Below are 25,538 nucleotides of genomic sequence, written 5' to 3' on the forward strand. Positions count from 1 at the left end.
GAGGCGGCGCCGGGTTGGCAGGAACGTAACAGGCTTGAAAACGTCTCGAAAGAGCTTGCGGGAAATTTCTGCAAGAAGTGCTGCAAGGGATGCTGATCGTTACCGTCGCGTGTCCTGGGGATGGCGGGCAGCCAGGCCCGAGAGGGCGCAGGAGCTTGCTGCAAGCTTGCGCAATCATGCGGTGGGCGGCGGGCGTGTCCTCTCGACGGCCTGGCGGTTCCGGTCAGCTCCGCAGGGCACCGGCCCAGGCCGTCTCGTAGTACTTCACCCGGGCGTCCTCTCCGGTGAACCGCATCCCCGCCGCCGTCATGACGCGCTGCGAGGCGACGTTGTCGTGGTCCGCGTCCCCGCGCACGCAGGTGATTCCGCGCCGGCGCGCGAGGTCGAGGAGGGCGCGCAGGGCCTCGGCGGCGTAACCGTGGCCGCGGGCGGCCTCCACCAGGCCGTAGCCGACGGTGACCGTGCCCTCGTCGTCCGGCGGGCGGTTGAAGCCGAGGCTGCCGATGACCAGGTCGTCGGCGCGGCGGACGACCTCGTAGTCGCCGAAGGGCTGCGGATCGCCGGTGCGCGCGCAGTGGCCGAGGAAGTCGGTCGCCGACTCGACGTCGCCGTCGGTGGGATAGCCGGGCGCCCACCGGTCGTCTGCGGCGGGAGCGCGCCGGACGACGCGGGTGGCGGTCTCCTCCGTCATGGGCCGGAGCAGCAGGCGTGCGGTCTCTATGTTCTCCATGACGGGTGGGGTATCACGCGGGTGCGCGGCGGCGCATGCCGTTTAGCCGGGGCGTCTGTCGGGGCATCCGTCGGGGCAGTCGTCCAGCTGGGCGGCAGCCGGGCCCGCCCGGGAGCCGACCCGCCGCCGAGCCTCCGGGCCGGGCCCGCCGGGGGCTCACCCACCCCCCGGATCACCAGCCGGGCCCCGCCAGGGGTCTCAGCCGCCGAGCCTGCGCACCACCTCTCCCAGACCCTCCCGCAGCGACCTGAGCTGGTCCTCGTCGAGGACGTCGACCAGGTGGGCGCGGACGACCTCCAGATGGCCCGGCGCCGCCCGGCGCAGGCGGGCGCGGCCCTCGTCGGTGAGGACGGCGTAGACCCCCCGGACGTCGGCGGCGCACGAGCGGCGGCGGACCAGGCCCGCCTTCTCCAGCTGCGTGATCTGGTACGTCAGACCGCTCTTGGTGGTGACCACGGACCCGGCGAGTTCGCTCATCCGCAGTTCGCCGCCCTCTTCCGCGGAGAGCCGCACCAGGACCTCGTACTGGAGATGGGACAGCCCCGCCTCGGCCTTCAGCTGCTCCTCGATGCGCCGGTCGAGCAGCGCCCCCGCCGTCAGGAAGGCCTGCCAGGCGGCCATCTCGTCGTCGCTCAGCCACTTCGTCTCGCCCATGGGGGCAGCGTACGCCTGTTGTTCAAATTCAAACATTCGAGTACGGTCCCAGGAGGGTGTGATTCAAATTTGAACCACAGGGTCGCATCCTCCAGGCGCTCACCACCTACCAGGAGCCCACCATGACCACCGCCACCCCGGACGCCGAGCGTTCCGGGCACCCCGCGCCCGCCCCGGAGCGCATGCCCGCCCTCTTCATGAGTCACGGCGGCCCCACCCTCGCCGAGGACGCCCACTGGCCGGGCGAACTGCGCAGGTGGGGCGCCGAACTGCCGCGCGCGAAGGCGATCCTGATGGTCTCCGCGCACTGGGAGGAGGCCCCGCTCGCCCTCGGCGCGACCACCGCCGTGCCGCTCGTCTACGACTTCTGGGGCTTCCCCGAGCACTACTACCGCATCCGCTACGACGCCCCCGGCGCCCCCGACCTCGCCGCCCAGGTCAAGGCCATGCTGCACGGCCCGGGCATGCCGGTGCACGACCTGCCCGAGCGCGGCCTCGACCACGGCGCCTACGTCCCGCTGCGCGAGATGTACCCGGACGCCGACATCCCGGTGCTCCAGATGTCCATGCCGACCCTCGACCCCCGCGCGCTGATGGAGATCGGCCGCAGGCTCGCGCCGCTGCGCGACGAGGGTGTCTTGATCGTCGGCAGCGGCTCCTTCACGCACAACCTGCGGGCGATCAGCCCGGAGAACCACGTGCCGTCCGCCCTGGCCGAGTTCGACGACTGGGGGCGGCGCGCCCTGGACGCCGGTGACGTCGACGCGCTGCTCGACTTCGCCCACAAGGCCCCGGCGGCGCGGTACGCCCACCCGCGCGAGGAGCACTTCGTGCCGCTCGCCGTGACGCTCGGCGCCGCGGCCGGTGAACTGGACAGTCAGCGCAGCGTCATCGAGGGCAGCTGGCTCGGCCTGTCGAAGCGGTCGGTGCAGATCGGCTGAGGCGGTGAAGGGCGGCGGGAGCGGGTGCGCTTCGCGCTGTGCCTCGTGCTCCCACCCGGTGGGGGCGACGGTACGCCCGGCTCGGCGTCAGGGGCCCTTGCCGGGCGCCACCGCGGTCACGTCGAAGGTGTCGCCGCACACCTCGAAGGACGTGGCCGGCGCGCGCAACGCCGCCTTCGACCCCGGCGGGTAGACGTGCACGCGCTGGGCCCTCGGCCAGCACGGCTTGTCCGTCAGTCCCGGCGCGACGGTGTGCAGGACCGCGTACGCGTGCTTGCCCGGGGCGAGTTTCACCGGCGGCAGCATGCCCCCCGAGCGCTTCGCGGGGTGGCCGACGCGCTCGCCCGACGCGTCGAGCAGGGAGACACCGGGGTAGCCGCGCAGCGCGCACGTCACCGTGCCGGTGTTCGTGAGGACGAGCGGGGCGTACCGGTTGCCCGCACCCGCGTCGACGCGCCCGAGGGAGAGGGCGAGGTGGTCGGCGGTACAGCGGGGCGTGGCGGGGGGCCGCCGGGCGGGGGCCGAGGTCGGGGGCGCCGTCCGGTCGGCGGGCGGAGCCGTGCTCTTGGCCGGGGGCGCGCTCTTCGCCGGGGGCGTGTCGGCGGGTCCCGGGGTGCCGGGTGAGGAGGCGGGGCCGGTGGCCGCGTCGCTCGCCGCGTCCGCCGGCGCGGGGGTCGGCGGGGACTTGCCCTCGTTGTCGCCGTCACCCGCGCACGCGCCGAGCACCAGGGTGCCCGTGGCGACCAGGGCTGCGAGAAGGGAACGCGGGCGGGTGCCGCGCGGAAGCCGGGCCCGTTCGGTCATCATGTGCCCCTCTCGTCCGTGGAGGCGCTGTCGGTCGACGCGATCGTCACCGTACTCAGCCGCGTGCCCCTGCCCGCGGCGTCCACACCTCCCCGGAGCCCCAAGTTCCGGCGGATCGGGTCCCCTTGGTACGCGACCCGCGCGAAGCCGCGTGGCCGGTGCGGCGGGCGCGCGTCCGGCCCCGTCCGGGCGGGCCCCCGTGGGCCCCCCGCTGCGCCGGTGCGCGTCGGGGACGCACGGGGGGCCGCCGGTGCGGGACACGAGCGTGCGCCACCCCACCCGTACACGTCACTAGCGCAAGCCACCCCGCCGCCGCGCGTCGGGTACACACGGCGGCCCGCCGGTGCGGGGCACGGGCCAGAGGTGCCCCGGCGGTGCAGGTCACGAGCGAGAGCTGCCCCCACCGGCGCGGGGCACGAGCATGCGCCACCCCACCCGTATCTGTCACGAGCGCCAGCGCAGGGCACGAGCGTGAGCCACCCCAGGCGTACGCGTCACGAGCGCAAGTCACCCCATCGCTACGCGCCGCGAACGCGAACCACCCCACCCGTACGGGACACGAACGCAAGCCACCCCACCCGTACACGTCACGAACACGAGCCACCCCACCCGTACAGGACACGTGCGAAAGCCCTCCGGGCGGGTGAGACTCGTACGGGTCCGGTGTCGCCGGGCGTGCCGGTTGAAGTGAGGAGTTCCTGTCCCGCATGCGTAATCCACCGCCTCCCGGCCGTCGGCCGAACGCCGCTCTCGCCATGTCGCCGGGCGCCGCGGCGGCCCTGCTCGGCCCCGACGTGCTCACCGCGCTCGCCGAGGTGTGCGAGCTCCAGGGCCCGCCCGTCCTGGACGACTTCACCGGTGCGCGGGCCCGTGCCGTGCTCGGCGGGACCGAGGTCCTCGTCACGGGCTGGGGCTGCCCGCCGCTCGACGAGGCCGCGCTGGCCGCGGCCCCGAGGCTGCGGGCCGTCGTGCACACCGCGGGGTCCGTACGGAGTCATGTGACGCGGGCGTGCTGGGAGCGGGGCATCGAGGTGTCGTCCGCGGCCGCGGCGAACGCCCTGCCCGTCGCCGAGTACACCGTGGCGATGATCCTCCTCACCGGCAAGCAGGTCCTGGAGCGGGCGCGCGCCTTCAAGGCCGCGCGCCGCCGCGACGACCCGCTGGACACCCCGCGCTCGATCGGCAACCACGGCCGCACCGTGGGTCTCCTGTCGGCCTCGCACATCGGGCGGCGGGTGGTGGAACTGCTGCGTCCGTACGACTTCCGGGTGCTGCTGCACGATCCGTACGTGACCGAGGAGGAGGCCGCGGCCCTCGGCGTACGGGCGGTCGGCCTCAGGGAGCTGTTCGAGCGGAGTGATGTCGTGAGCGTCCACACTCCCCTGCTGCCCGCCACCCGCGGGCTCGTCGACCGGGCGCTGCTCAACGCGATGCCCTCGGGCGCCGTGCTCATCAACACCGCCCGCGGGGCCCTGGTCGACCAGGACGCGCTGACCGAAGCCGTGGCGGCGGGACGGATCCGGGCGGTCCTGGACGTCACGGAGCCCGAAGTCCTGCCGCCGGACCACCCGTTGTGGGACTGCGCGGGCGCCCTGCTCACCCCGCACCTCGCGGGCTCCCAGGGCAACGAGTGGGAGCGCCTCACCGACGTCGCGGTGAGCGAGCTGGCGCGGTGGGCGTCGGGCACCGGATTCGCCCACCCCGTACGGGCCGACCGGCAGGAGTTCCTGGCGTGAGCGGGGCGGGCCCGCGGGTCAGGCACCGGTCGTCGAGCCCGGCCTGACGATCATCAGGACGGTGACGGTGGCCCACAGGAGGTTGAAGACGCCGGTGTACATGGCGAGTTGAGCGCTCGCGCGGGCGTCGAGGGTCACGGTGCCCGCACCGGGGGCCGCGTGGGCCCCACCGGAGGCCCCGTGCGCCCCGCCGGACCCACCCGCACCGGTGGAAGCGGCCTCCGCACCGGAGGAAGCGGCCTCCGCACCGGTGGAAGCGCCCCCCGCCCCGCCCACCGCGTCGAGCGCCTGCTCCTGCCGGGGCAGCACAAGGACGATCAGGACCACCGCCGCGACGAACGTGAGCGCGATGGAGGTGATCAGCCAAGGGCTGCCGAGCACGCCGAGGCTGCCGGCCGTGGCGAAGCCGAAGACGACCACGGCGATGCCGAGCCCCGCGTACACGCGGCAGATGCGGTGCAGCGTACGCAGCGTGGTGACGGGGGCGGCGGCGTCGGGGGCGTCGAGGGCCTCCCGCAGCACCCGGGGAAAGATGCTGGCGGCGACGGCGACCGGGCCGACGGCCAGGATGGCCGCGAGGACGTGCAGGACCAGGAACAGCTTCGACATGGGAGGGCTCTCGGTTCGGCGTGCGGGACGGGTTCGGGCGGGGCGCGGCGTCGTCGGGGCCGGGCCCCACCGAAGCTAGCGAGCGCGCGACGCCCTCCGACAGTGGCAGGAACGACAGGCTCCAACGGGATATCGCCACTGCCCCCGGGTGGGTCGAATCCCCTGGTGCACGGGGGTCCGGGACGGCACCCACTGCTTGGCGGAACGTCGGCGGTGTCGTACGTTTCCGCCATGCACACGGTCGCGGTCCTCGCCCTGGACGACGTCATCCCCTCCGACCTGGCCATGCCCATCGACGTCTTCGCCCGCGCCCAGCTGCCCGGCGGCCGCGCGGGCTACCGGATACGGGTGTGCGCCCCCGAGCCCGAGGTCGACGCGCGTACCTTCACGCTGCGGGCGCCGTACGACCTGAGCGGGCTCGCGGACGCGGACACGGTGATCGTGCCGGGTGTCCACGACCCCTCGGCGCCGGTGCGCGACGACGTCGTCGACGCGCTGCGGGCGGCGGCCTGCGCGGGCACCCGGATCGCCTCGATCTGCGTCGGCACCTTCGTCCTCGCCAGGGCCGGGCTGCTCCAGGGGCTCCGGGCCACCACGCACTGGTACGCGACGGGACTGCTCGCCGAGGCCTGTCCGGACGTGACCGTCGACCCGGACGTCCTGTACGTGGACAACGGCCAGATCCTCACATCAGCGGGCGCCGCCGCCGGGATCGACCTGTGCCTGCACATGATCCGCCGCGACTACGGCTCGCTGGTCGCCGCCGAGGCCGCGCGCGCGTCCGTCGTACCGCTGGAACGCGAGGGCGGCCAGGCCCAGTTCATCGGCGACCTGCCCCCGGCGGCCCCGCGCGGCGCCGAACTCGAACCCCTCCTCGCGTGGCTGGACGAGAACGCGGCCCGTGATCTCACCCTCGACGCCATCGCGGGGCACGCGGGGCTCAGCACCCGCACCCTGCTGCGCCGCTTCCGCGAGCAGACCGGTACGACACCGCTCCAGTGGCTCCACCGGGCCCGGGTCCGCCGGGCCCAGCACCTCCTGGAGACCACCGGGCACCCGGTGGAGCGCATCGCCGCGCAGGTTGGCTTCGGCTCCCCGACGGCGTTCCGCGACCGCTTCAAGCGGGTCGCCGGGGTCAGCCCGCAGGCGTACCGGAGGGCCTTCGCACCGCGCGCCTGAGCAGACCCGAGCGGGGGCCGTGTCACGCCTTGCGCGCCACCACCATGCGCCAGCGCGGGCTGCCGTCGTCGCGGCGGCCGAACTCCTCGAGGGGCAGCAGCTCCACGGCGAACCCGGCTCGCTCCAGGTCGGCCCGCACCCCGGCGAGCGGAAACGTGCGGTAGTACATGACGAACGGCGGCTGCCACAGCAGGTTGCGGGCCCTCATCGTCAGGTCGAAGCCGAGCATGGCCCAGTACCAGGGCGAGGTGAGCGACTGCGGGGCGCCGATGGGGAAGGCGAACAGGCCGCCGGGTCGCAGCGCCCCGTACACCTCGGCGAAGAGGCCCGGTCGCTCGGCGGGCAGGAAGTGCCCGAACGCCCCGAAGCTGACGGCCACGTCGAAGCCCGCCCGGAAGGGCAGCGCGCGGGCGTCGGCGCGCACCCAGTGCAGCACCGGAAGAGGTGACTCCTCCCCCGCGGCCGGTGCGAGGGCCGTCCGCGCCGCGGCCAGCATCCCGGTGCTGAAGTCGACGCCCGTCACCTGCTCCCGGCACAGCGGCCGCAGGAGCGCCACGCCCGCTCCGGTGCCACAGCACACGTCGAGCCCCGCCGTGAACGGGCCGAGGGGGCGCAGGGCCGCGGCGCACGCGTCGAGGATGCGCTCGGGCGTACGGAACGGCGTGTGGTCGAACTTGGGGGCGAGCAGGTCGTAGCCGTGCTCGGTGGAGGACAGCGCCTGCACGGTCAGTTCGCGGAGCGAGGGTCCCTGGGAGGTGAACACCGGCACAGCCTAGTGAGTGCGGGCCGGTCGGTCGGGCCGGTCCGTGCCGTACGGTCGTTCCGCGCCTGCGGCTGGGGGCTCTCTGGGGCCACCGGGTCCAGTGGGCCGCTGCCGGAGGCTCGCCCGTACCGACGCCCCTCCTGGGAGTACCCGTTACTTGTACGGGGCTGCCGGCCCTGGTGGCTGTCCTGGGTTCGGCATGGCGAGCGCCGTCGGGGCGACGGTCCGAAGCCCGGCGGGGACCCGCTCAGCCGACCAGGGCCGCCATCAGGTCCTCGCGTCCCGCCACACCGACCTTGCGGTAGACGGCCTGCATGTGGTCGTTGACCGTGTGCGTCGACAGGCCGAGCACGCGCGCGATGCTCTTCGCCGGCCGCCCCCGGGCGAGGTGACGCAGAACGTCGTGTTCGCGAGGGGTGAGCCCGTACCACTCCACGGCCACGGGAAGGAGCATGTTGCCCGAGGCGGGCTGCAAGGTGACCACTGTGTCTCCCCCGGCCAGGCCGTCCAGGGGCTGTGCGTGCAGCAGGACCCAGCCGCGGGAGGTGAACAGCCTGCTGGCAGCGGTACCCTCAGCGGTCCTGCGGGCGGTGTGGGTGATGTTGCACAGGGCGCTGAACAGTGCCTCGTCGTCGATGTCCGGGCCCCCGGCCAGGACGTGCTCCCGCATCCACGAGCGGATCGCGGGGGAGGCGGCCCTGATCGTGTCGTCCCCGCCGACGATCGCCACACCCGGCGGCCCGGTGAGGGGCGCGACACGCAGAGGTTTGCTCGCCACGAACCCTTGCAACGCCGCGGCGAGGGGGCCCGCGAGACGCGTCGCGGCCGCGGCCTCCGGCTCGGAGAACGGCCTGGCGCCGCGGCGCCGGAACAGGACCAGGCCGCCGCGGACACGGCCGCCGCGGACCAGCGCGAGGCGCATCTCGCTGCCGTGGCCGACCTCGCGCATGACCTCGTGCAGGCGGGCGCTTCGGCGGTGCTCGTGGGCACTGCGGCTCAAGACGCCCACCGGAGTGGGCCCGAAGATCAGCTCGGGGAACGGGAAGGCCTCATCGGGCAGTCCGAACTCCCGCTCCAGCGTGCGCAGTCCCTCGACGCCGAAGCCGTTGCGCATGGTCTGGAACGACGCGGCCAGAGTGAGCGGGTCGGCCCCCACGAGCCAGTAGCCGTCGTGCGGCACACACCGGCCGATCTCGGCGGAGAGCGCTTCGCCCAGTCCTTCGACCGTCACCGCCTCCGCCCCCAACGAGGGGACGGCGAGACAGGACCTCTGCGTCTGCGTCCGGCCGGTCACGCCACAAGTATGGCGGTCCAGGGGCAGCGACCGCGCGGGATTGTGCGGCACACCAGCAGGCGGGGCCGAGCGGGCAACCAGGGGACGTGTGGGGCACCCCGAGGGGGGTCAGACGGTGGTGGCCGTCGGCAGGCCGGGGCCGGTCTGCGGGCGCTCGGGGACCCGGCGCAGCGCGAGGACCATGGTCAGGCCGCCGCCGGGGGTGTCCTCCGCGGTGAGCGTGCCGCCGATGGACTCGGTGAAGCCGCGGGCGACCGCGAGGCCGAGGCCCACCCCGGCGCCGCGCGGGGCGTCGCCGAGGCGCTGGAAGGGCTCGAAGATGCGTTCCTTGGCGTCGTCGGGAACCCCGGGTCCGCGGTCCACGACCCGCAGCTGCACCTGGTCGGCCACGGTGCTCGCGGCGACGAGGACGGGTCGGTCGGCGGGGCTGTACTTCAGGGCGTTCTCTATGACGTTGGCGACGGCGCGCTCGAGGAGGCCCTTGTCGGCGGCGACCATCGGCAGGTCCTCGGGGATGTCGAGGACGACGTTCTCCGACGGCCCCGCCATGCCTTCGAGGGCGAGCGGCACGACTTCGTCCAGGTCGATCTCGCGGACGAGGGGCGTGACGGTGTCCGTCTGGAGGCGCGACATGTCCAGGAGGTTGCCGACGAGGTGGTCGAGGCGGTCGGCGCCGGCCTCGATGGCGGCGAGGAGCTCGGCCCGGTCCTCGTCGGACCACTCGACGTCGTCGGAGCGCAGGCTGGAGACGGCCGCCTTGATGCCCGCAAGGGGGGTGCGCAGGTCGTGGCTGACGGCGGCGAGCAGGGCGGTGCGGATGCGGTTGCCCTCGGCGAGCGCCCGCGCCCGTCCCGCCTCGGACTGAAGGCGCCTGCGGTCCACGACGACGGCGGCCTGCGCGGCGAACGCCCCGAGGACCCGCCGGTCCTCCGCGGGCAGGACGCGCCCGGTGAGCGCGAGCGCCATGTGGTCGCCGATGGGCATGTCGACGTCGGCCTCCTCGGGGCGGCCGACGTGCGGCCGGGCACCGGCGCCGCCCACGCAGGTCCACGGGGCGAGGTCCCCGTCGCGCTGGAGGAGGGCGACGGACTCCATGGCGAAGGTCTCCCGCACGGTCTCCAGGAGCGACTCCAGGCTGTTCTCGCCGCGCAGCACGCTGCCCGCCAGATGGGACAGGATCTCCGACTCGGCCCGCAGCCGGGCCGCCTGGTGGGTGCGGCGCGCCGCGAGGTCCACCACGGACGCCACGGACACGGCGACCCCGACGAAGATCACCAGGGCGAGGATGTGCCGCGGGTTGGAGATGAGGACCTTGTGGACGGGCTGGGTGAAGTAGTAGTTGATGAGCAGCGAGCCGAACGCCGCCGACGCGAGCGCGGGGTAGAGACCGCCGAGCAGCGCCGCCGCCACGGTGAGCGACAGGAACAGCAGCATGTCGTTGGCGAGCCCCAGCTCGGGTGCGACGCCCCGCAGGAGCAGGGCGAGCAGCACGGGCCCGACCATGCCGACGAGCCAGCCCCAGATGATCCGGCTGCGCCCGAGCCGGGCGGCGCGCGGTGGCTGTCCGAGGCCGCGGCCCTTGCCCGCCTCCTCGTGCGTGACCAGGTGGACGTCGAGGTCGGGACCCGACTCGCGGGCGACGGTGGCGCTGACGCCGGGGCCGAGGACGTACTGCCAGTTGCGGCGCCGGGAGACGCCGAGGACTATCTGCGTGGCGTTGACGCCGCGGGCGAACGCGAGCAGCGCCGCCGTGACGTCTTCGCCGACCACCTGGTGGAAGGAGCCCCCGAGGTCCTCCACCAGGGTGCGCTGGACGGCGAGTTCCTTCGGCGACGCGGCGGTGAGGCCGTCGCTGCGGGCGACGTACACGGCGAGCACCTCACCGCCCGCGCCCTTCTCGGCGAGCCTGGCGGCGCGGCGCAGCAGGACCTGCCCCTCGGGTCCGCCGGTGAGGCCGACGACGATGCGCTCGCGGGCCTGCCAGGTGGAGCGGATGCCGTGCTCGCCCCGGTACTGCTGCAAGTACTCATCGACACGGTCGGCCACCCACAACAGCGCCAGCTCCCGCAACGCCGTCAGATTCCCCGGCCGGAAGTAGTTCGACAGCGCCGCGTCCACCTTGTCGGCCTTGTAGACGTTGCCGTGCGCCATCCGCCGCCGCAAAGCCTGCGGCGACATGTCCACCAGCTCGATCTGATCCGCCCGCCGCACCACCTCGTCCGGCACCGTCTCACGCTGGCGCACCCCCGTGATCGACTCGACCACGTCCCCCAACGACTCCAGATGCTGGATGTTCACCGTCGATATGACATCCACACCCGCATCCAGCAACGCCTCCACATCCTGCCACCGCTTGGCATGGCGCGAACCCGGCACATTCGTGTGCGCCAACTCATCGACAAGGGCGACAGCAGGCGCGCGGCGCAGCACCGCGTCCACATCCATCTCGGTGAACGCCGACCCGCGGTAGGCGAGCTCCCTGCGGGCCACCTGCTCCAGACCGTGCAGCATCACTTCCGTACGGGGACGGTCGTGATGCTCCACGAAGGCCACGACGCAGTCGGTACCACGCTCGGTACGCCGGTGCGCCTCGGACAGCATCGCGTACGTCTTGCCGACGCCCGGTGCCGCCCCCAGATAGATCCGAAGCCTGCCGCGTGCCATGTGTCTCGTCCCCGCGCTCGGGACCGCTGGATGCCTCCACCGGTCAAAGGCGCTCAGAATGCCAGAGACCGGTCGGCCGGGCACCGGCGGTGCCCGGCACCGGCCTTCGGGCGCGCCTACCGCAGGGACTCGATCGTGCGGGCCAGGCTCTCGGCGCCGTGGCCCGCGGCCACCTGCTGCTCGAACAGGGCGTGCAGCGGGGCGAGCAATTCGACCCCGACGCCCTGTGCCCTGGTGGCGTCGAGGATGTTGGTGAGGCCCACCGCGTTGATGTCCAGGTTGGACGTCTGCGTGCGGTAGTCCCCCGCGTCGATCTCGGCGGCGAAGGCGGGCAGCGCGGCGATCGCCTCCTTGAGCCAGCGCACCAGGAGTTCGGTGACCCGCACCGCCTCGATGCCCGCGGACCCGCTGACGGCCACGGTCTGGAAGAACCCGGCGAACATCCCGTACATGCCGCTGAGCAGCGCCACGTCGTGGACGGCCGCGAGCCCCGCGTCGGCGCCGACGAACTCCGCCGTGCCGAGGGTCTCCAGGAGCGTCCGGTACCGGGCGAACGCCTCCTCGTCCCCGCTGTAGAGGACGAAGGCCGCCGGTGTGCCGATGGTCTGCGGTATCGCGTAGACGGCGCCGTCCACGTACGCGGCGCCGCCGCCGGTGACCTGGGCGGCGAGTTCGCGGGCGGGCTCCGGGGTGCCGGAGGTGACGTTCACGACGACGCGGCCCGCGAGGGCGCCGGCGGCGGGCGTGAGCAGGTCGCGGGCGGTGGTGTAGTCGAGTACGCAGATGAGGACGAGGTCGCTGGCCCGGATCGCGTCGGCCGGGGTCGCCGCCCGGGTGGCACCCCGCGCGACCAGGTCGTCCGCCTTGTCCTGCGAGCGGTTCCAGACGGTGACCTCGTGCCCCTGGTCGAGGAGGGTGCGGGCGAGGGCCCGGCCGAGGTTGCCGAGCCCGATGACGGCGACGGACGTGGGCTCGGGGGTGGTGGCGTTCATGGCGACGGCCTCCGGTGGGAGCGGTGCCGGGCGGTGTGCCCGGCGTCTGGTCATCACCGTGCGGGCGGGCGCTGCCGGTTCACTGCCGGTCGGCTGTCGGTGGGCTGCCGGTGGTCCGTCTCCGGTGCGGCCGAAGGTGCCGGTCGGGGTGCTCATCCGGCGGGTTATCGTCGTCGGCATGCGATTCGGGGTGCTCGGTCCGCTGGCCGTGTGGACGACGGACGGTACGGAGGTCGCCGTCCCGGGGGCCAAGGTCCGCGCGCTTCTCGCCCAGCTGCTCGTGCACCCGGGCCACCCGGTGTCGGCGGACCGATTGATCGGCGGGCTGTGGGGCGACGAGCTGCCCGACCATCCCGCGAACGCGCTCCAGGGCAAGGTGTCCCAGCTGCGCGGGGTGCTCGGGCGTGCGGAGCCGGGCGGGCGGTCGCTCGTCGATTCGGGGCCCGCCGGGTACGCGCTGCGCGTCGCGGCGGACGCCGTCGACACCGGCCGGTTCGCGCTGCTCCTGGAGCGGGCGCGGTCCTCGGACGGGGCGCCCGCGCGGGTGCGGCTCCTCGGCGAGGCGCTCGCCCTGTGGCGCGGCGACGCCTTCGCGGACTTCGCCGACGACGCCTTCGCGCGCGGCGCGATCGGCCGCCTGGAGGAGGACAGGATCACCGCCGTCGAGGAACGGGCCGAGGCCCGTCTGGAGTCGGGCGAGCACGGGCCGCTCGGCGCGGACCTCGCCGACCTGGTCGTGCGCCACCCGCTGCGGGAGCGGCTGCGGGCCGCGCAGCTGCGGGCGCTGTACCGTTCCGGGCGGCAGACGGAGGCCCTCGCCGCGTACGAGGAGCTGCGCCGCCGTCTCTCCGACGAGCTGGGCCTCGTACCCGGCGCCGAACTCGTGGCGCTGCACGGTGCGATCCTGCGCCAGGACCCGGAACTGGCCCCACCCGCACCCCGATACCCACTCGCACCTCCCGCACGAGGCCCCGCACCCGCCCCCGCGTCCACGGCTGCCTCCACGCCCGCCGATGCCGCCGCCGACCGCCGGGAACCCTCCCCCGCGCCCGGCCCCGACGCCGAGCCCGCGCCCCTCGCGGCACCGGTCCTCCGCACCAACCTCCCGGCGCCCGTCGCCGCGCTCGTCGGCCGGGACGACGCCGTACCGGGAGTACGCCGCCTCCTCGGCGCCACCCGCCTGGTGACGCTTACGGGGCCCGGTGGCGTGGGCAAGACCCGGCTCGCCGTCGCGGCGGCCCGCGAGGTCGCCGACGCGTTCCCCGACGGGGTGTGGCTGGCCGAACTCGCCACGCTGGACGCGGCGTCCGGGCGGGGCCCGGACGCGGTGGCCGAGGTGGTGGCACGCGTGCTCGGCCTGCACGAGGAGCCCGGCGCCCCGGCGGCGGCCCTCGGACGCCTCACGCGGGCGCTGCGCGGGCGGCGGCTGCTGCTCGTGCTCGACAACTGCGAGCACGTCGTCGACGCGGTGGCCGATGCGGTGGGCGCGCTGCTGCGTGCCGTGCCGGACCTCACGGTCCTCGCCACCAGCCAGGAACCGCTCGCCGTGAGCGGCGAGCGCGTACGGGTGGTGCCGCCGCTCGAACTGGACGGCGCCATGCAGCTGTTCCGGCAGCGCGCCGGGCTCGACCCGGACGCCGACCTCGGCGCGGACGACGCGGAGGCGGTCGCCGAGCTGTGCGTACGGCTCGACGGGCTGCCGCTGGCCCTCGAACTCGCCGCGGCGCGCGTACGCACGCTGGGCGTGCACGGGCTCCTGGCCCGCCTGGACGACCGGTTCGCGCTGCTCGCCCGCGGCTTCCGCGGTGCCCCGGCGCGGCAGCGCACCCTGCGCGCCGTCATCGACTGGAGCTGGTCGCTGCTCACGGCACCCGAACGTGCCCTGCTGCGCAGGCTCGCCGTGCCCGACGGCTGGGAGCTCGACGCCGCGCGGGCCGTCGGCGCGGGCGGCGACGTACCCGACACCGAGGTGCTCGACCTCCTGTCCCGCCTGGTGGACCGCTCCCTGGTGGTGGCGGCCGACCGGCCGGAGGGGCCGCGGTACCGCGTCCTCGAGTCCGTCAGGGAGTACGGCGCCGAACAGCTCCGCGCGGCGGGCGAGTTCGACGGCGTACGCGAGCGGCACAGCGTCCACTACGCCGAACTGGCCGTGCGGGCAGGCCGGTCGTTGCGCGGCCCCGGCCAGCGCGAGTGGCTGAACCGCCTGGACGAGGAGAGCCCCAACCTGCGCCGCGCCCTCGACACCGCACTCGCCCACGGCGCGACCGGACGCGCCCTGGTCATGGTCAACGCGCTCGCCTGGTACTGGGTACTGCGGGGGCGTACGACAGAGGCACGCCATGCCTTGGACGCGGCACTCCGCGCGACCGAGGGCGCGGGGTCGGGATCGCGCTCGCGCCCGGACTCCGGCCCGCGCCCGGACTCCGGCCCGCGCCCGGGCGGCCCTGCGGCCCCGGGCCACGCGGACGCGACCGACCCTGCCGCCGCACGGGTGCTCGCGTTGGCCTGGCGGACCGGCATCTCCCTGCGCGAGGGCGGCGAGGCCACCGACGCGGGGGTGGACGCGTACGCCGACCCGTGCGTCGGTACGGGGGACGGGGTGGCCGCCGGGGCCGGTGCTTCCGGCGGGAGTGACAACCCCGGCCCGGACGACGAGGCCGCCCGCCTCCTGCGGGAGACCCTGGCCGCGCTGCACGCACTCGACGACCCCCTCGGCCGCGCCACCGCCCTGTGGATCCTCGGCTCCGCCCAGATGGGTGCGGGCGCCGTGGGTGCCGGCGAGCGGCTGGTGGACGAGGCACTCGGTGCCTTCGAGGCGCTCGGCGAGCCTTGGGGCACCGCAGCCGCGCTCAGTGTGCGGGCCCGGCACGCCCTCGCGCACGGCGATCTCGACGCCGCCCGGCGTGACAGCGAGCGCAGCGACCGGATCTTCCGTGCGCTCGGGGACGAGTGGGGGCAGTTGCAAGCCGTTTTTCCCCTGGCCACGCTCAGCGAGATCGCGGGCGACTACGCGGGCGCCGACCGCCTGCACCGTGCGGGACTGGCCATCGCGGAGCGCCTCGGCCTGTGGACGGAGGCCTCCAAGCGACTGTCGGGGCTCGGCCGGATCGCGCTGCTCCAAGGGGACTTCGCAGGGGCCCGCGGCGCGCACGAGCGGGCGCTGCGCCTGGCCCGCGACCACAGCTTCCGCTCCGGCGAGCTGGACGCACGGATCGGCCTCGGCCTCGGTGCCCGCAGGGAGGGCGACCTCACGGGCGCCGAAGGGCACATGCGCGCGCTGCTCGCCCGGTTCCGCGGTGCCGACTACGGCCCGGGGGTCACTCTCGCGCTCGCCGAACTGGGTTTCGTCGCGGAGGCGCGCGGTGACGCGGCGACGGCACACGCGCTGCACGCGGAGGGCTTCGACGTCGCCGCCGGCCTCGGGGACGCACGGGCGCAGGCCTTGGCCCTGGAGGGCCTCGCGGGGGCGCAGGCCGCCGCCGGGGAGCACCGCACGGCCGCCGCCCTGCTCGGTGCCGCCGCCGCGGCGCGGGCCTCCGTGGGCACGCCGCTCCCTGCGGGCGAACGGCGGGACGTGGACCGGGTGTCGGCGGCCGCACTCGCCCAGCTGGGCTACCAGGCGTACACGACCGCGTTCGACGAGGGCGGACAGCTGCGGCCCGAGGCTGCCCGGCACCTCGCGTCCCGGCCACACCGCGCGCCCGCCGCCCCCCGAACCGACGCCGCCGAGCCCCAAGGAACCGCAGGTCAACCACCCCACGTACCGAGCGCACCGTAGACGGACCGGTCTCCTCAGACGCACTGGCCCCACCAGCCACACCTGCCGCTTAACTCGCCCGCACCTACTGGGTCAAGCACTGGTTTCCGGTCGAACGCCACACCGATGCAAAATACCAACCGCTCGTTTTCGCTGGTCAGAGGGTTGTTCTGGGTTATACCACCTACCCGTGTCCACATTCTGGACGCCTCTCGCGGACCACCCCCGACCGCTCTGAGCTGCCCGAACGGCCATTCGACGCCACCTCGGCGAACGCATCCATCCGGAAATCGACCATCCGGTTGCCGCTCACTCAGCGCACTTGCAAGACTCCCCACCGCAACCACCCCCGGGGCACGCAATCCTCAGGAAACGCGCAGCACCACCACAAGAAACACAAGAAGTACAAAAGTTACAGAAGTGCAGAAGTGCAGAAATGCAGAAGCACAAGAATCTCCAACCAACCCGCATCGAAGGAGCGTCAAAGTGCGTCACCTCCCGAAGACCGTGAGCGCGGCCGCCGCCGTGGCCGCCGGTGTCCTGACCGTCTCGGCGGTCGCGACAGGCGCCGCCGGGGCAGCGACCCCGGGACCGAGGAGCCTGTACGCGCCGTCGGACCTGGTGCTCACCGTCGGCCAGGGCGAAGACGCCGCCACGGCCACGGTCCAGCGAGCGGTCACCCTCAGTTGTGCGCCCAAGGCCTCCGGCACCCACCCGGCGCCGAGGGCCGCGTGCGCCGAACTCAACTCCGTGCAGGCACGGTTCGACACGCTCGTCGACGCGTCTCCGACGGCCGTCTGTACGCAGGAGTGGAACCCGGTCGTGGTCTCCGCGGCCGGGGTGTGGAAGGGCAAGCACGTCGCCTGGACGACCACCTTCGGCAACCCGTGCGAGATGAGGGCGGGCCTCGCGAACACCACCCTGTTGAACTTCTGACGGCTCTTCCGTCGCTGGACGGCTCCTGACGGTACATCCGTCACCGGACGGCTCCTGGCGGTACATCCGGCAGGGGCACGATTCCGAAGGATCCGCCGTTCTGCCCACAGACACCCCGGCCACCCTTTCGTGGGGGGAGGGAGCCGGGGCACGCGGCCCCCGATGTCCCGAGCATCGGGGGCCGCACAATGCCGTCCCCGTGCGGGCGGACGGCTCGACGTGTACGACTGCGCGATGATGGTGACATGAGCACCACGAGCCACCGCCTTGTCGCCGAACCGATCACCACCGACCGGCTGACGCTGGAGCCGCTGCGCGTCGCGCACGCCGACGAGATGGCGGCGGTCCTCGGCGACCCGGCCCTGCACACCTTCATCGGCGGCGCCCCGGACGACGTGACCGCCCTGCGGGCCCGCTACACGCGCATGGTCGTGGGGTCGCCCGACCCCCGGGTCTCCTGGTGCAACTGGGTCCTGCGGGTGTCGGCGGACGGCTGCCTCGCGGGCACCGTACAGGCGACCGTACGGCCCGGGGGTCCCGGCCGGAGCAAGGACGGGTGCGAGGACGGGAGCGACGGCCACGGGGCCGAGATCGCCTGGATGGTGGGCACGCCGTGGCAGGGCCGGGGCCTCGCCACCGAGGCGGCCCGGGCCCTCGTGACGTGGCTGCTCGGCCGTCCGGAGGTGACACACCTCCTGGCGCACATCCGTCCCGACCACGGCGCGTCCGCCGCCGTGGCCCGCGCCGCCGGGCTCGCGCCCACCGACGAGCGGCACGACGGCGAGATCAGGTGGCGGCTCACGTTGAACGGCGGGCAGGCGAGCGGCGGGCAGGCGAACGGCGCGAACGGCGGGCAGCGGGACGGCTAGAGGCGGACACGCGGACGGCGGGAGGCGGCCAGCAGGAGGAGGGCACCGGAACGGCTAGAAGGGGCGGTCGCCCGCGATGGCCACGCGCTCCGCCACCCTGCGGTGCGGCGCGTAGTCGTCGACGGCGTAGTGCTGGGTGGCCCGGTTGTCCCAGAACGCGATGTCGCCCGCCTGCCAACGCCACCGCACCTGGTACTCGGGCACATGGGCCTGACGCACCAGGTACCCGAGCAGACGGTCGCTCTCGGCGCGGTCCATGCCGACGATGTGCGTGGTGAAGGACGTGTTCACGAACAGCGTCCTGCGCCCGGTCTCCGGGTGCGTCCGCACGACCGGGTGCTCCACGGGCGGGAACGCGTCCTGGAACGGGGCGAGTTGCCCGGGTCCGTAGAACCGGGAGAAGCCCGGGACGAAGTCGTGCACGGCGCTCGCGCCGTCGACGCGTGCCTTGACGTCGTCCGGGAGGTTGTCGTACGCGGCGGCCATGTCCGCCCACATCGTGTCGCCGCCGACGGGCGGGGCCTCACGGAGCTGGAGCACGGCGCCGAGCGCGGGCCGTTCGCGGAAGGTGACGTCGGCGTGCCACACGTTCTCGAAGGTGGGCGTCGCGGTGCCGCCCTTCTCGAACCGTACGACGTCGTCGGCGGCGCCGCGCGCGAGCAGCGGATTGGTCTCCAACTCCCCCCAGGCGCGGGCGAAGGCGCGCTGCTCGTCGGAGGTGAGGTGGGCGCCGCGGAAGAACAGCACCTTCCACTCCAGGAGGGCGCGGTGCAGTTCCTCGCGCAGCGCGGGGGCGAGCGGACGCGAGAGGTCGGCGCCGCGGATCTCGGCGCCGATGACGCGGCCCTGGGGCACCACGTCGATGTGCTCGTAGCGACGCCCGGGCCGGTCGTCGGGGAGCCTGCGCAGGGTGCGGCGGCCCTCGTACATGCCGTCGGCGGGCACTCGGGCCTCGCGGAGCGCCGTCGGGGCGGGGGAAACGGGTACTGCCGTCATGGCGGTCGTCCTCACGGGTCGGGCGTACGGTTCACGGGCGCACGAGGGCGCGGTTCACGAGCACGCAGAAGGCGTGCGCGGCACAGGAACGAGGTGCCGCGTCAACAGCCCGACCGCTCGCACCCGCACCGCCACGGGACGTTGCAACGTCCGAGGGCGGCGGACAGGTGCTGGATCATGTCGGCCATTGTGGGGCGCGGACACCGCCGGGTCAACAGGTGTTGACTGGGGTCGCCCGACGCCGCGACGTCCGGATGACGGATGATCGGGGCGTCCGTACCAGACAGCTGTGCCATGCAGAGAGGACCACCCCATGGATGAGCGCTTCGACGTCGTCGTGCTCGGAGCAGGCCCCGGCGGTTATGTCGCCGCGATCCGCGCCGCCCAGCTGGGCAAGCGCGTGGCGGTCGTCGAGGAGAAGTACTGGGGCGGGGTCTGCCTCAACGTCGGCTGCATCCCGACGAAGGCGCTGCTGCGCAACGCGGAGCTGGCGCACCTGTTCACGCACGAGGCGAAGACGTACGGCATCAAGGTCGAAGGGGAGGTGTCCTTCGACTACGGCGAGGCGTTCCGGCGCAGCCGCACGGTCGCGGACGGCCGGGTCAAGGGCGTCCACTTCCTGATGAAGAAGAACAAGATCACGGAGTTCGACGGCCGGGGCACCTTCCTGGACGCCAACACCCTCCAGGTGGCGAAGTCCGACGGCACGACCACCACGATCGGCTTCGACAACTGCGTCATCGCCACGGGCGCCACGCCGAGGCTGCTGCCGGGCACCCGCCGCAGCGAGCGCGTGGTGACCTACGAGGAGCAGATCCTCGCGGACGAGCTGCCGCGCTCGGTCGTCATCGCGGGCGCGGGCGCGATCGGCATCGAGTTCGCGTACGTCCTGCACAACTACGGCGTGAAGGTCACCATCGTCGAGTTCCTCGACCGCGTGGCCCCCCTGGAGGACGCGGACGTCTCCAAGGAACTCGCCAAGCAGTACCGCAAGCTGGGCATCGACGTGCTGACCTCGACCCGCGTGGAGTCCATCGACGAGTCCGGCGAGCAGGTCCGCGTCACCGTCACCGCCAAGGACGGCGCCCAGCAGGTCCTTGAGGCCGACAAGGTCCTCCAGGCCATCGGCTTCGCGCCGAACGTCACCGGCTACGGCCTGGAGGCGACCGGGGTGGCCCTCACCGAGCGCGGCGCGATCGACATCGACGGCCGCTGCCGTACGAACGTGCCGCACATCTACGCCATCGGTGACGTCACCGCGAAGCTGATGCTCGCGCACACCGCCGAGGCCATGGGCGTCGTGGCCGCCGAGACCATCGGGGACGCCGAGACCATGGAGCTCGACTACCCCATGATCCCGCGCGCCACCTACTCGCAGCCGCAGATCGCGAGCTTCGGCTGGACGGAGGCGCAGGCCAAGGAGAAGGGCTTCGACGTCGAGGTCGCCAAGTTCCCGTTCCAGGCGAACGGCAAGGCGCACGGCCTGGGCGACACGGTCGGCTTCGTCAAGATCATCAGCGATGCGACCCACGGCGAGATCATCGGCGCCCACCTGATCGGCCCGGACGTCACCGAGCTGCTGCCCGAGCTCACGCTCGCCCAGCAGTGGGACCTCACGGTGCACGAGGTGGCCCGCAACATCCACGCCCACCCGACCCTGGGCGAGGCCGTCAAGGAGGCCGTGCACGGCCTGGCCGGACACATGATCAACTTCTGACGGCCGGCGGCCCCGCACTCCCCCACGGGCGGCGGGGCCGCCGTTCCCCCTGTCGTACCGGGGTCCCCCAAGTGGCGCAGGCGCTTGCTCCGGCCGATCCTGGGCAGGATGTGCTGTGCCTCGGGGGCCGAGGAGAGGCAGCTGCCGATGTTCTCAGGCCTGGGCCGCTTCGTCGTTCGCCGCCCCTGGTGGATCATCCTCGCCTGGGTGATCGCCGCGGGGGCCGTGATCTCGCTGGCACCGAAGCTCACCTCCAGTTCGGACGAGGCGAGCTTCCTGCCCGACCACTACGAGTCCATCCGCGCGTCGGACCTCCAGGAGCGGGACTTCCCCCAGCAGCGGAACATCGGCGCGATCATCGTCTTCCAGCGCTCCGACGGCGAGAAGATCACCGCCGCCGACTCGGCGGACGTCGCCCGTATCGCCAAGGACCTCGCGGGGCGGAGGATCGAGGACGTCCAGGCCGTCGAGCCAGGACAGGCGTCGCCGAACAAGCTCGTGCAGACGGCCGTCGTCGCCATGCCGAAGGTCACCGACCCCGAGGACACCACCCAGCAGGACGCGGTCGAACAGCTCCGCGAGGACCTGGGGCCGCAGCTGAAGGACACCGACCTGAAGGCCGGCATCACGGGCTCGGCGGCGCAGGCCCTGGACGAGAGCGACGCCTCCGAGCGGGCCGGGATCCTCGTCGGCGTCGGGACCGTCGTGATCATCGTCGTGCTGCTCTTCGTGATCTTCCGCAGCCCCATCATCGCCCTGCTCCCCGTGGTCCTGATCGGGCTGATCTCGCCCATGGCGACGGGTCTGATCGCCTCCGCGAACAAGGCCTTCGACATGAAGGCGGACTCCTCCATCCAGGAGTTGCTCACCGTCGTCCTGTTCGGCGTGGGCACGGACTACATCCTGTTCCTGCTGTTCCGCTACCGGGAGGCGCTGCGCTCGGGCGAGGACGCCAAGGGCGCCATGGTGCACGCGGTCGAGCGCGTCGGTGAGGCCATCACCTCGGCGGCGGGCGCGGTCATCGTCGCCTTCGCCGCCCTGACGCTGTCCTCGCTCGGCATGCTGCGCTCGATGGGCCCGGCCCTGGCGATCGCCGTGTTCCTCACCCTGCTCGCGGGGCTGACCCTGGTCCCCGCCGTGGTGTCGCTGCTCGGTACGAAGGTCTTCTGGCCGTCCAAGTCGTGGCAGCGGGAGCCGCAGGGCACCGGCTTCGCCAAGCTGGGCACGTCGATCGCCCGCAGGCCCGCCGTGTGGACGGTCGTCTCGGCCCTCTTCATGGGCGCCCTCGCGCTCGGCGCCCTCGGCTACAAGGCCAACTTCGACCTCGCGGGCTCCTCGCTGCCCAAGGACAAGGAGTCCATCGTCTGGCAGGACAACCTGGAGAAGGGCTTCCCCGCGGGCTCGACGGACCCGACGTTCGTGTATCTGACGTCGAGCGGTGACGGGCCGCTCGCCGCGGGGCAACCGGCCGCCTTCCGCGAGCGGTTGCAGTCCGTCGAGGGCGTCGGCGAGGTGGCGCGGGCGCGCGTCAGCGAGGACGGCACCACCGCCTCGTACTCCGTGGTGCTCGCCGACCCGCCCGCCTCCGACGAGGCCCTCGCGACGATCGACAAGCAGCTCAGGCCCGCGGCGCACGCCGACGCGCCCCAGGGCACCGAGGCCCTCGTGGGCGGCATCACGTCCGTGTACGTCGACATCAACAAGGCCGTGGACCGCGACTACTCGGTGGTCTTCCCGGTGGCGGCCCTGGCCATCATGGTGATCCTCGGCCTGCTGCTGCGCAGTTTGGTGGCTCCCTGGTACCTGATGCTCTCGGTGGCGCTCGGGTTCGGCGCGACGCTCGGCGCCACGTCGATCCTGTTCCAGCGGATCGGCAGCCAGCCGGGCCTGATGTTCATGCTGCCCGTGATCATGTACCTGTTCGTGGTCGCCCTCGGTACGGACTACAACATCCTGATGGTCTCCCGGCTGCGCGAGGAGGCCCGCGAGGGCCGGAGTCCGCACGACGCCGCGGGCACCGCGGTACGCCACTCGGGGCCGACGATCGGCTCGGCCGGTGTGATCCTCGCCGGTACCTTCGCCACCCTGATGCTCGCGGGCAACTCCACGCTCTCCCAGATGGGTTTCTCCCTCTCCTTCGGCATCGTGATCGCCGCGTTCGTCATGGCGATGCTGTTCACCCCGGCCCTGACGGCTCTCATCGGGCATGCCGCGTGGTGGCCCGGCCACGGGGACGAGAAGCCGCGGCGCGGCGCGGGCACCGCCGGATCCGCCACCCGGTCCGCGGGCCCGCCGGACCGGCCCTAGGCCGCTTCCCCGGTTCGCCCCGTCCGCGCGCGGCCTACGCCGGTGAGCGTTCCACTCAGGGTCACGGCCACCACGCAGGCGCCGACGACCAGGCACACCCGGCGCACGCCCCAGGCGGCGACGGCGGCGGTGACGGCAGCCGCGCCGACCGGGCCCAGCGCGTTGTGGATCGTCCAGAACGAGGAGGTGACCCGGCCCAGGAGATGGCCAGGTGTCACTTCCTGGCGCAAGGACATGGAGTTGATGCCGCCGATGCCGGTGCAGAACAGCATGCAGGCGGCGAGCACGGCGAGCACCGGCACACTGCCGGTCAGACCGAGACCTGCCAGGGCGACCCCCGACAGCGTGTGCGCGCCGATCCAGCTGGGGCCGAACCCGAGCCGCCCGCGCAGCCGGGCGACCACGAACGTCGCGGCGAGCGTGCCGAGCGTCCCCGCGGTCAGCACGTACCCCACCGTGCCCGCGCCGTGCCCGAGGTCGTGCCGCACGCGGTAGATGAGGACGTCGGTGACGCCGTAGGTGAGGAAGGTGAGCAGACCGAGCAGCACGGTCAGGGGCCGCAGGACCGGGTGGCGCCACAGGAACCGGGCCCCGGTGAGGAACTCCTGCCGCACGCCGCGGAGTCCGGCCGCCGGGGTGCTCCGCTCGTGGGCCGCGACGTCCGCGCCGACTGTGCCGGTCGTGCTGGTCGTTTTGGTCAGGCCGGTCGGGCCGGTCGTTCCGCTCGTGCTGGCCGTTCCGGTCGGTCCGGTCGTGCTGGCCGTGCCGGTCGTGCTAGCCGTGCTGGTCATGCCGACCGTGCCGGACGCTTCGGACGGGCGGGTGGTGCGGATCCGTACGAAGAGGATGCCGACCGCAGAGACAGCGAAGGTACCGGCGTCCACGCCGATGGCCGCGGCGGGCCCGAAGGCCGCGGCGATCAGGCCCGCGAGCATCGGGCCACCCGCGCTCGCCACGGCGTACGTGCCGTACAGATGGCTGTTGGCCTTCAGGATCTGGCCGGGCGCGACGATGGCGGGCACCACGGTCACGTACGTCACCTGGAAGAGCATCGCGAACACCCCCGCGACGGGAACGACCGCGTACACCAGCCAGATCGGCGTCGCGAACAGCCACACCAGCGGGATCAGGCCGAACAGCACGCAGCGCGCGACGTCGGTGACGACGAGCAGGCGGCGCCGGTTCACCCGGTCGGCGACGATCCCCGCGAACAGTCCCGTCGCGAGGGAGGCGACGCCGGTCAGCCCGGTGACGAGGCCCATCTGCGCCACGGAACCGGTCTGGTGCAGGACGAGCAGCGGGATCGCCACGTGCGAGAAGGAGTCACCGAGCGCGGAGAGTCCCTGGAGGCCGAGGAAGAGGCGGTAGTTGTGGTCGGACCACGGCGACGGCTGCCCGGCCCCGGGCTCCGCCGTCGGCTGCGGACGCCGTGACGTGCCACGCCGAGCCATGCCTCTCCCCCATCCGGCGGTGGGCCCGCCGCTCCCCTCCCGCACCCGGCCCTGCCCGCCCGCCGGAGCCTCAGCCCCGGACGGTCGCGTCGCCCGGCCCGTCCGCGTCCCCGGTGCCTTCGTGGCCGTCGAACGCCGTGGCGAGCGCTTGCGCCTCAGCGTACGTCGGCAGCCCCTGCGCGCCCACGGTGCCCCGGGTGAACTCCCGTGCCACGTCGACCGCGTGCTGCACCGCCGCGCGGAACAGCAGCGAGCCGCTGCTGACGCGCCGCACCCCCAGCTCGGCGAGGCGCCGGGGCGACAGGCCTCCGGGCGCGTACAGGATGTTCAGCGGCACGTCGAGGGCCTTCGCCAGTCCGCCGATGACCGCCTCGTCCTGGATCCCGGGCACGAACACGCCGTCCGCGCCCGCCAGGCTGTAGGCGGCGGCGCGCTCGTGGGACTCCCGCTCGCCTCCGGCCCGCAGCCAGTACGTGTCCGTGCGCGCGTTCAGGAACAGCTCAGGCGCGGCCTCCTTCACGGCGCGGATCAGGTCGCACTGCGGGCCGACGGCGGTCAGCGTGCCGTCGGGTCTGCCGTCTTCCAGGTTCACACCGACCACGCCCGCCGTGGCGAGCTCACGCACGAGCTCGGCGACGTCCTTGGGCCCTTCGCCGAAACCGCCCTCGATGTCGACCGTGACGAGTGCGGGCAGGCGCGCGATGCCGCGGGCCAGGAGCAGCGTCTCCGCCCGAGCGGCACCGGCGCCGTCCGCCTTGCCCGCGGCGGCCGCGACACCGAGGCTCGTCGTGCCGATGGCGGGGAAGCCCGCACGGGCCAGGGCGGCGGCGGAGGCGTGGTCCCACGCGTTGGGCAGCAACAGGGGGGCGCCGGAGCGGTGCAGGGCGCGGAAGGCGGCGTACCGGTCGGTCGTGTCCATGGGCGCACTGTGCCAGAAGGCTCTGACAACGGCTCCGCGGACCAGAGGTGGGGTTGTCGGCATGGAGTTGGTGCGGCCGTCGCGTACACGGTGCGGCCGTCGCGTACTTGATGTTGTCTTCACGGACTTACTGCTCGTCACGGCACGGAGACGGTGCCGTGCGGCACGGAGTCGGCGTCGTGCGGCACGGAGACGGCCTCGTTCCGCACGCTGATCGGAC

19 protein-coding genes are annotated in these 25,538 nt (G+C 73.5%); 8 read left to right on the plus strand and 11 right to left on the minus strand.

Annotated features, from left to right (window positions below):
* Positions 1–223: 223 nt before the first annotated feature.
* Positions 224–730, minus strand: coding sequence for a GNAT family N-acetyltransferase (locus ACH4DX_RS17550; RefSeq protein ID WP_398155731.1), 507 nt, complete (start codon positions 728–730; stop codon positions 224–226).
* Between the two features lie 198 nt (positions 731–928).
* On the minus strand, positions 929–1,384 hold the full coding sequence (locus ACH4DX_RS17555; RefSeq protein ID WP_398118316.1) for a MarR family winged helix-turn-helix transcriptional regulator: 456 nt from the start codon (positions 1,382–1,384) through the stop codon (positions 929–931).
* Positions 1,385–1,506: 122 nt separating this feature from the next.
* Between ACH4DX_RS17555 and ACH4DX_RS17560 the strand changes: the two genes are divergently transcribed.
* Positions 1,507–2,325 carry a dioxygenase gene (locus ACH4DX_RS17560; protein WP_398155732.1) on the plus strand — a complete coding sequence of 273 codons (819 nt, stop codon included), beginning with the start codon at positions 1,507–1,509 and terminating at the stop codon, positions 2,323–2,325.
* 87 nt (positions 2,326–2,412) lie between these two features.
* Here ACH4DX_RS17560 and ACH4DX_RS17565 read toward each other — a convergent pair whose 3' ends face one another.
* Positions 2,413–3,132 (minus strand): DUF4232 domain-containing protein, encoded by a 720-nt coding sequence (locus ACH4DX_RS17565; protein WP_398155733.1) that lies wholly within the window; start codon positions 3,130–3,132, stop codon positions 2,413–2,415.
* Between the two features lie 704 nt (positions 3,133–3,836).
* On the opposite strand from ACH4DX_RS17565, the gene ACH4DX_RS17570 reads away from it, so the two are divergent.
* Entirely contained in the window at positions 3,837–4,865 is a 1,029-nt protein-coding gene (locus ACH4DX_RS17570; protein ID WP_398155734.1) for a hydroxyacid dehydrogenase, read from the plus strand.
* Between the two features lie 18 nt (positions 4,866–4,883).
* On the opposite strand, the gene ACH4DX_RS17575 is transcribed toward ACH4DX_RS17570, so the two are convergent.
* Positions 4,884–5,474: a hypothetical protein gene (locus ACH4DX_RS17575; protein WP_398118309.1), complete on the minus strand. Its 591-nt coding sequence runs from the start codon at positions 5,472–5,474 to the stop codon at positions 4,884–4,886.
* A 231-nt stretch (positions 5,475–5,705) separates the two neighbouring features.
* Between ACH4DX_RS17575 and ACH4DX_RS17580 the strand changes: the two genes are divergently transcribed.
* Positions 5,706–6,653: a GlxA family transcriptional regulator gene (locus tag ACH4DX_RS17580; RefSeq protein ID WP_398118307.1), complete on the plus strand. Its 948-nt coding sequence runs from the start codon at positions 5,706–5,708 to the stop codon at positions 6,651–6,653.
* Positions 6,654–6,675: 22 nt separating this feature from the next.
* Here the strand turns inward: ACH4DX_RS17580 and ACH4DX_RS17585 are convergent, their stop codons facing one another.
* The 4 genes from ACH4DX_RS17585 to ACH4DX_RS17600 all read right to left on the minus strand — a co-directional run bounded on the left by ACH4DX_RS17585 (position 6,676) and on the right by ACH4DX_RS17600 (position 12,522).
* Positions 6,676–7,416 carry a class I SAM-dependent methyltransferase gene (locus tag ACH4DX_RS17585; protein WP_398118305.1) on the minus strand — a complete coding sequence of 247 codons (741 nt, stop codon included), beginning with the start codon at positions 7,414–7,416 and terminating at the stop codon, positions 6,676–6,678.
* 247 nt (positions 7,417–7,663) lie between these two features.
* Positions 7,664–8,710 (minus strand): helix-turn-helix transcriptional regulator, encoded by a 1,047-nt coding sequence (locus ACH4DX_RS17590; protein ID WP_398118303.1) that lies wholly within the window; start codon positions 8,708–8,710, stop codon positions 7,664–7,666.
* 108 nt (positions 8,711–8,818) lie between these two features.
* Complete coding sequence (locus tag ACH4DX_RS17595) at positions 8,819–11,374, minus strand: ATP-binding protein (RefSeq protein WP_398155735.1); 2,556 nt, start codon at positions 11,372–11,374, stop codon at positions 8,819–8,821.
* Between the two features lie 116 nt (positions 11,375–11,490).
* Positions 11,491–12,522 carry an NAD(P)-binding domain-containing protein gene (locus tag ACH4DX_RS17600; protein WP_398155736.1) on the minus strand — a complete coding sequence of 344 codons (1,032 nt, stop codon included), beginning with the start codon at positions 12,520–12,522 and terminating at the stop codon, positions 11,491–11,493.
* 22 nt (positions 12,523–12,544) lie between these two features.
* On the opposite strand from ACH4DX_RS17600, the gene ACH4DX_RS17605 reads away from it, so the two are divergent.
* The 3 genes from ACH4DX_RS17605 (at position 12,545) to ACH4DX_RS17615 (ending at position 17,928) form a co-directional block, all read left to right on the plus strand.
* Positions 12,545–16,144 (plus strand): AfsR/SARP family transcriptional regulator, encoded by a 3,600-nt coding sequence (locus ACH4DX_RS17605; protein ID WP_398155737.1) that lies wholly within the window; start codon positions 12,545–12,547, stop codon positions 16,142–16,144.
* A 465-nt stretch (positions 16,145–16,609) separates the two neighbouring features.
* Positions 16,610–17,059 carry a subtilase-type protease inhibitor gene (locus ACH4DX_RS17610; protein ID WP_398155738.1) on the plus strand — a complete coding sequence of 150 codons (450 nt, stop codon included), beginning with the start codon at positions 16,610–16,612 and terminating at the stop codon, positions 17,057–17,059.
* A gap of 245 nt (positions 17,060–17,304) precedes the next feature.
* On the plus strand, positions 17,305–17,928 hold the full coding sequence (locus ACH4DX_RS17615; RefSeq protein WP_398155739.1) for a GNAT family N-acetyltransferase: 624 nt from the start codon (positions 17,305–17,307) through the stop codon (positions 17,926–17,928).
* A 54-nt stretch (positions 17,929–17,982) separates the two neighbouring features.
* Here the strand turns inward: ACH4DX_RS17615 and ACH4DX_RS17620 are convergent, their stop codons facing one another.
* Entirely contained in the window at positions 17,983–18,924 is a 942-nt protein-coding gene (locus tag ACH4DX_RS17620) for a TauD/TfdA dioxygenase family protein (protein ID WP_398155740.1), read from the minus strand.
* A 313-nt stretch (positions 18,925–19,237) separates the two neighbouring features.
* On the opposite strand from ACH4DX_RS17620, the gene lpdA reads away from it, so the two are divergent.
* The gene (lpdA, locus tag ACH4DX_RS17625; protein WP_398118291.1) at positions 19,238–20,641 is read left to right on the plus strand and encodes a dihydrolipoyl dehydrogenase; all 1,404 of its coding nucleotides are present in this window, start codon (positions 19,238–19,240) and stop codon (positions 20,639–20,641) included.
* A gap of 147 nt (positions 20,642–20,788) precedes the next feature.
* Positions 20,789–22,948, plus strand: coding sequence for an MMPL family transporter (locus ACH4DX_RS17630; protein ID WP_398155741.1), 2,160 nt, complete (start codon positions 20,789–20,791; stop codon positions 22,946–22,948).
* Here ACH4DX_RS17630 and ACH4DX_RS17635 read toward each other — a convergent pair.
* A complete protein-coding gene (locus ACH4DX_RS17635; RefSeq protein ID WP_398155742.1) occupies positions 22,945–24,399 on the minus strand; it encodes an MFS transporter in 1,455 nt (484 codons plus the stop codon). The genes ACH4DX_RS17630 and ACH4DX_RS17635 overlap by 4 nt on opposite strands.
* Before the next feature lie 70 nt (positions 24,400–24,469).
* Positions 24,470–25,318: an isocitrate lyase/phosphoenolpyruvate mutase family protein gene (locus ACH4DX_RS17640; protein WP_398155743.1), complete on the minus strand. Its 849-nt coding sequence runs from the start codon at positions 25,316–25,318 to the stop codon at positions 24,470–24,472.
* Between the last annotated feature and the right edge of the window lie 220 nt (positions 25,319–25,538).

It is taken from the genome of Streptomyces sp. NPDC017940 (assembly GCF_044328435.1).
Taxonomy (GTDB): Bacteria; Actinomycetota; Actinomycetes; order Streptomycetales; family Streptomycetaceae; genus Streptomyces.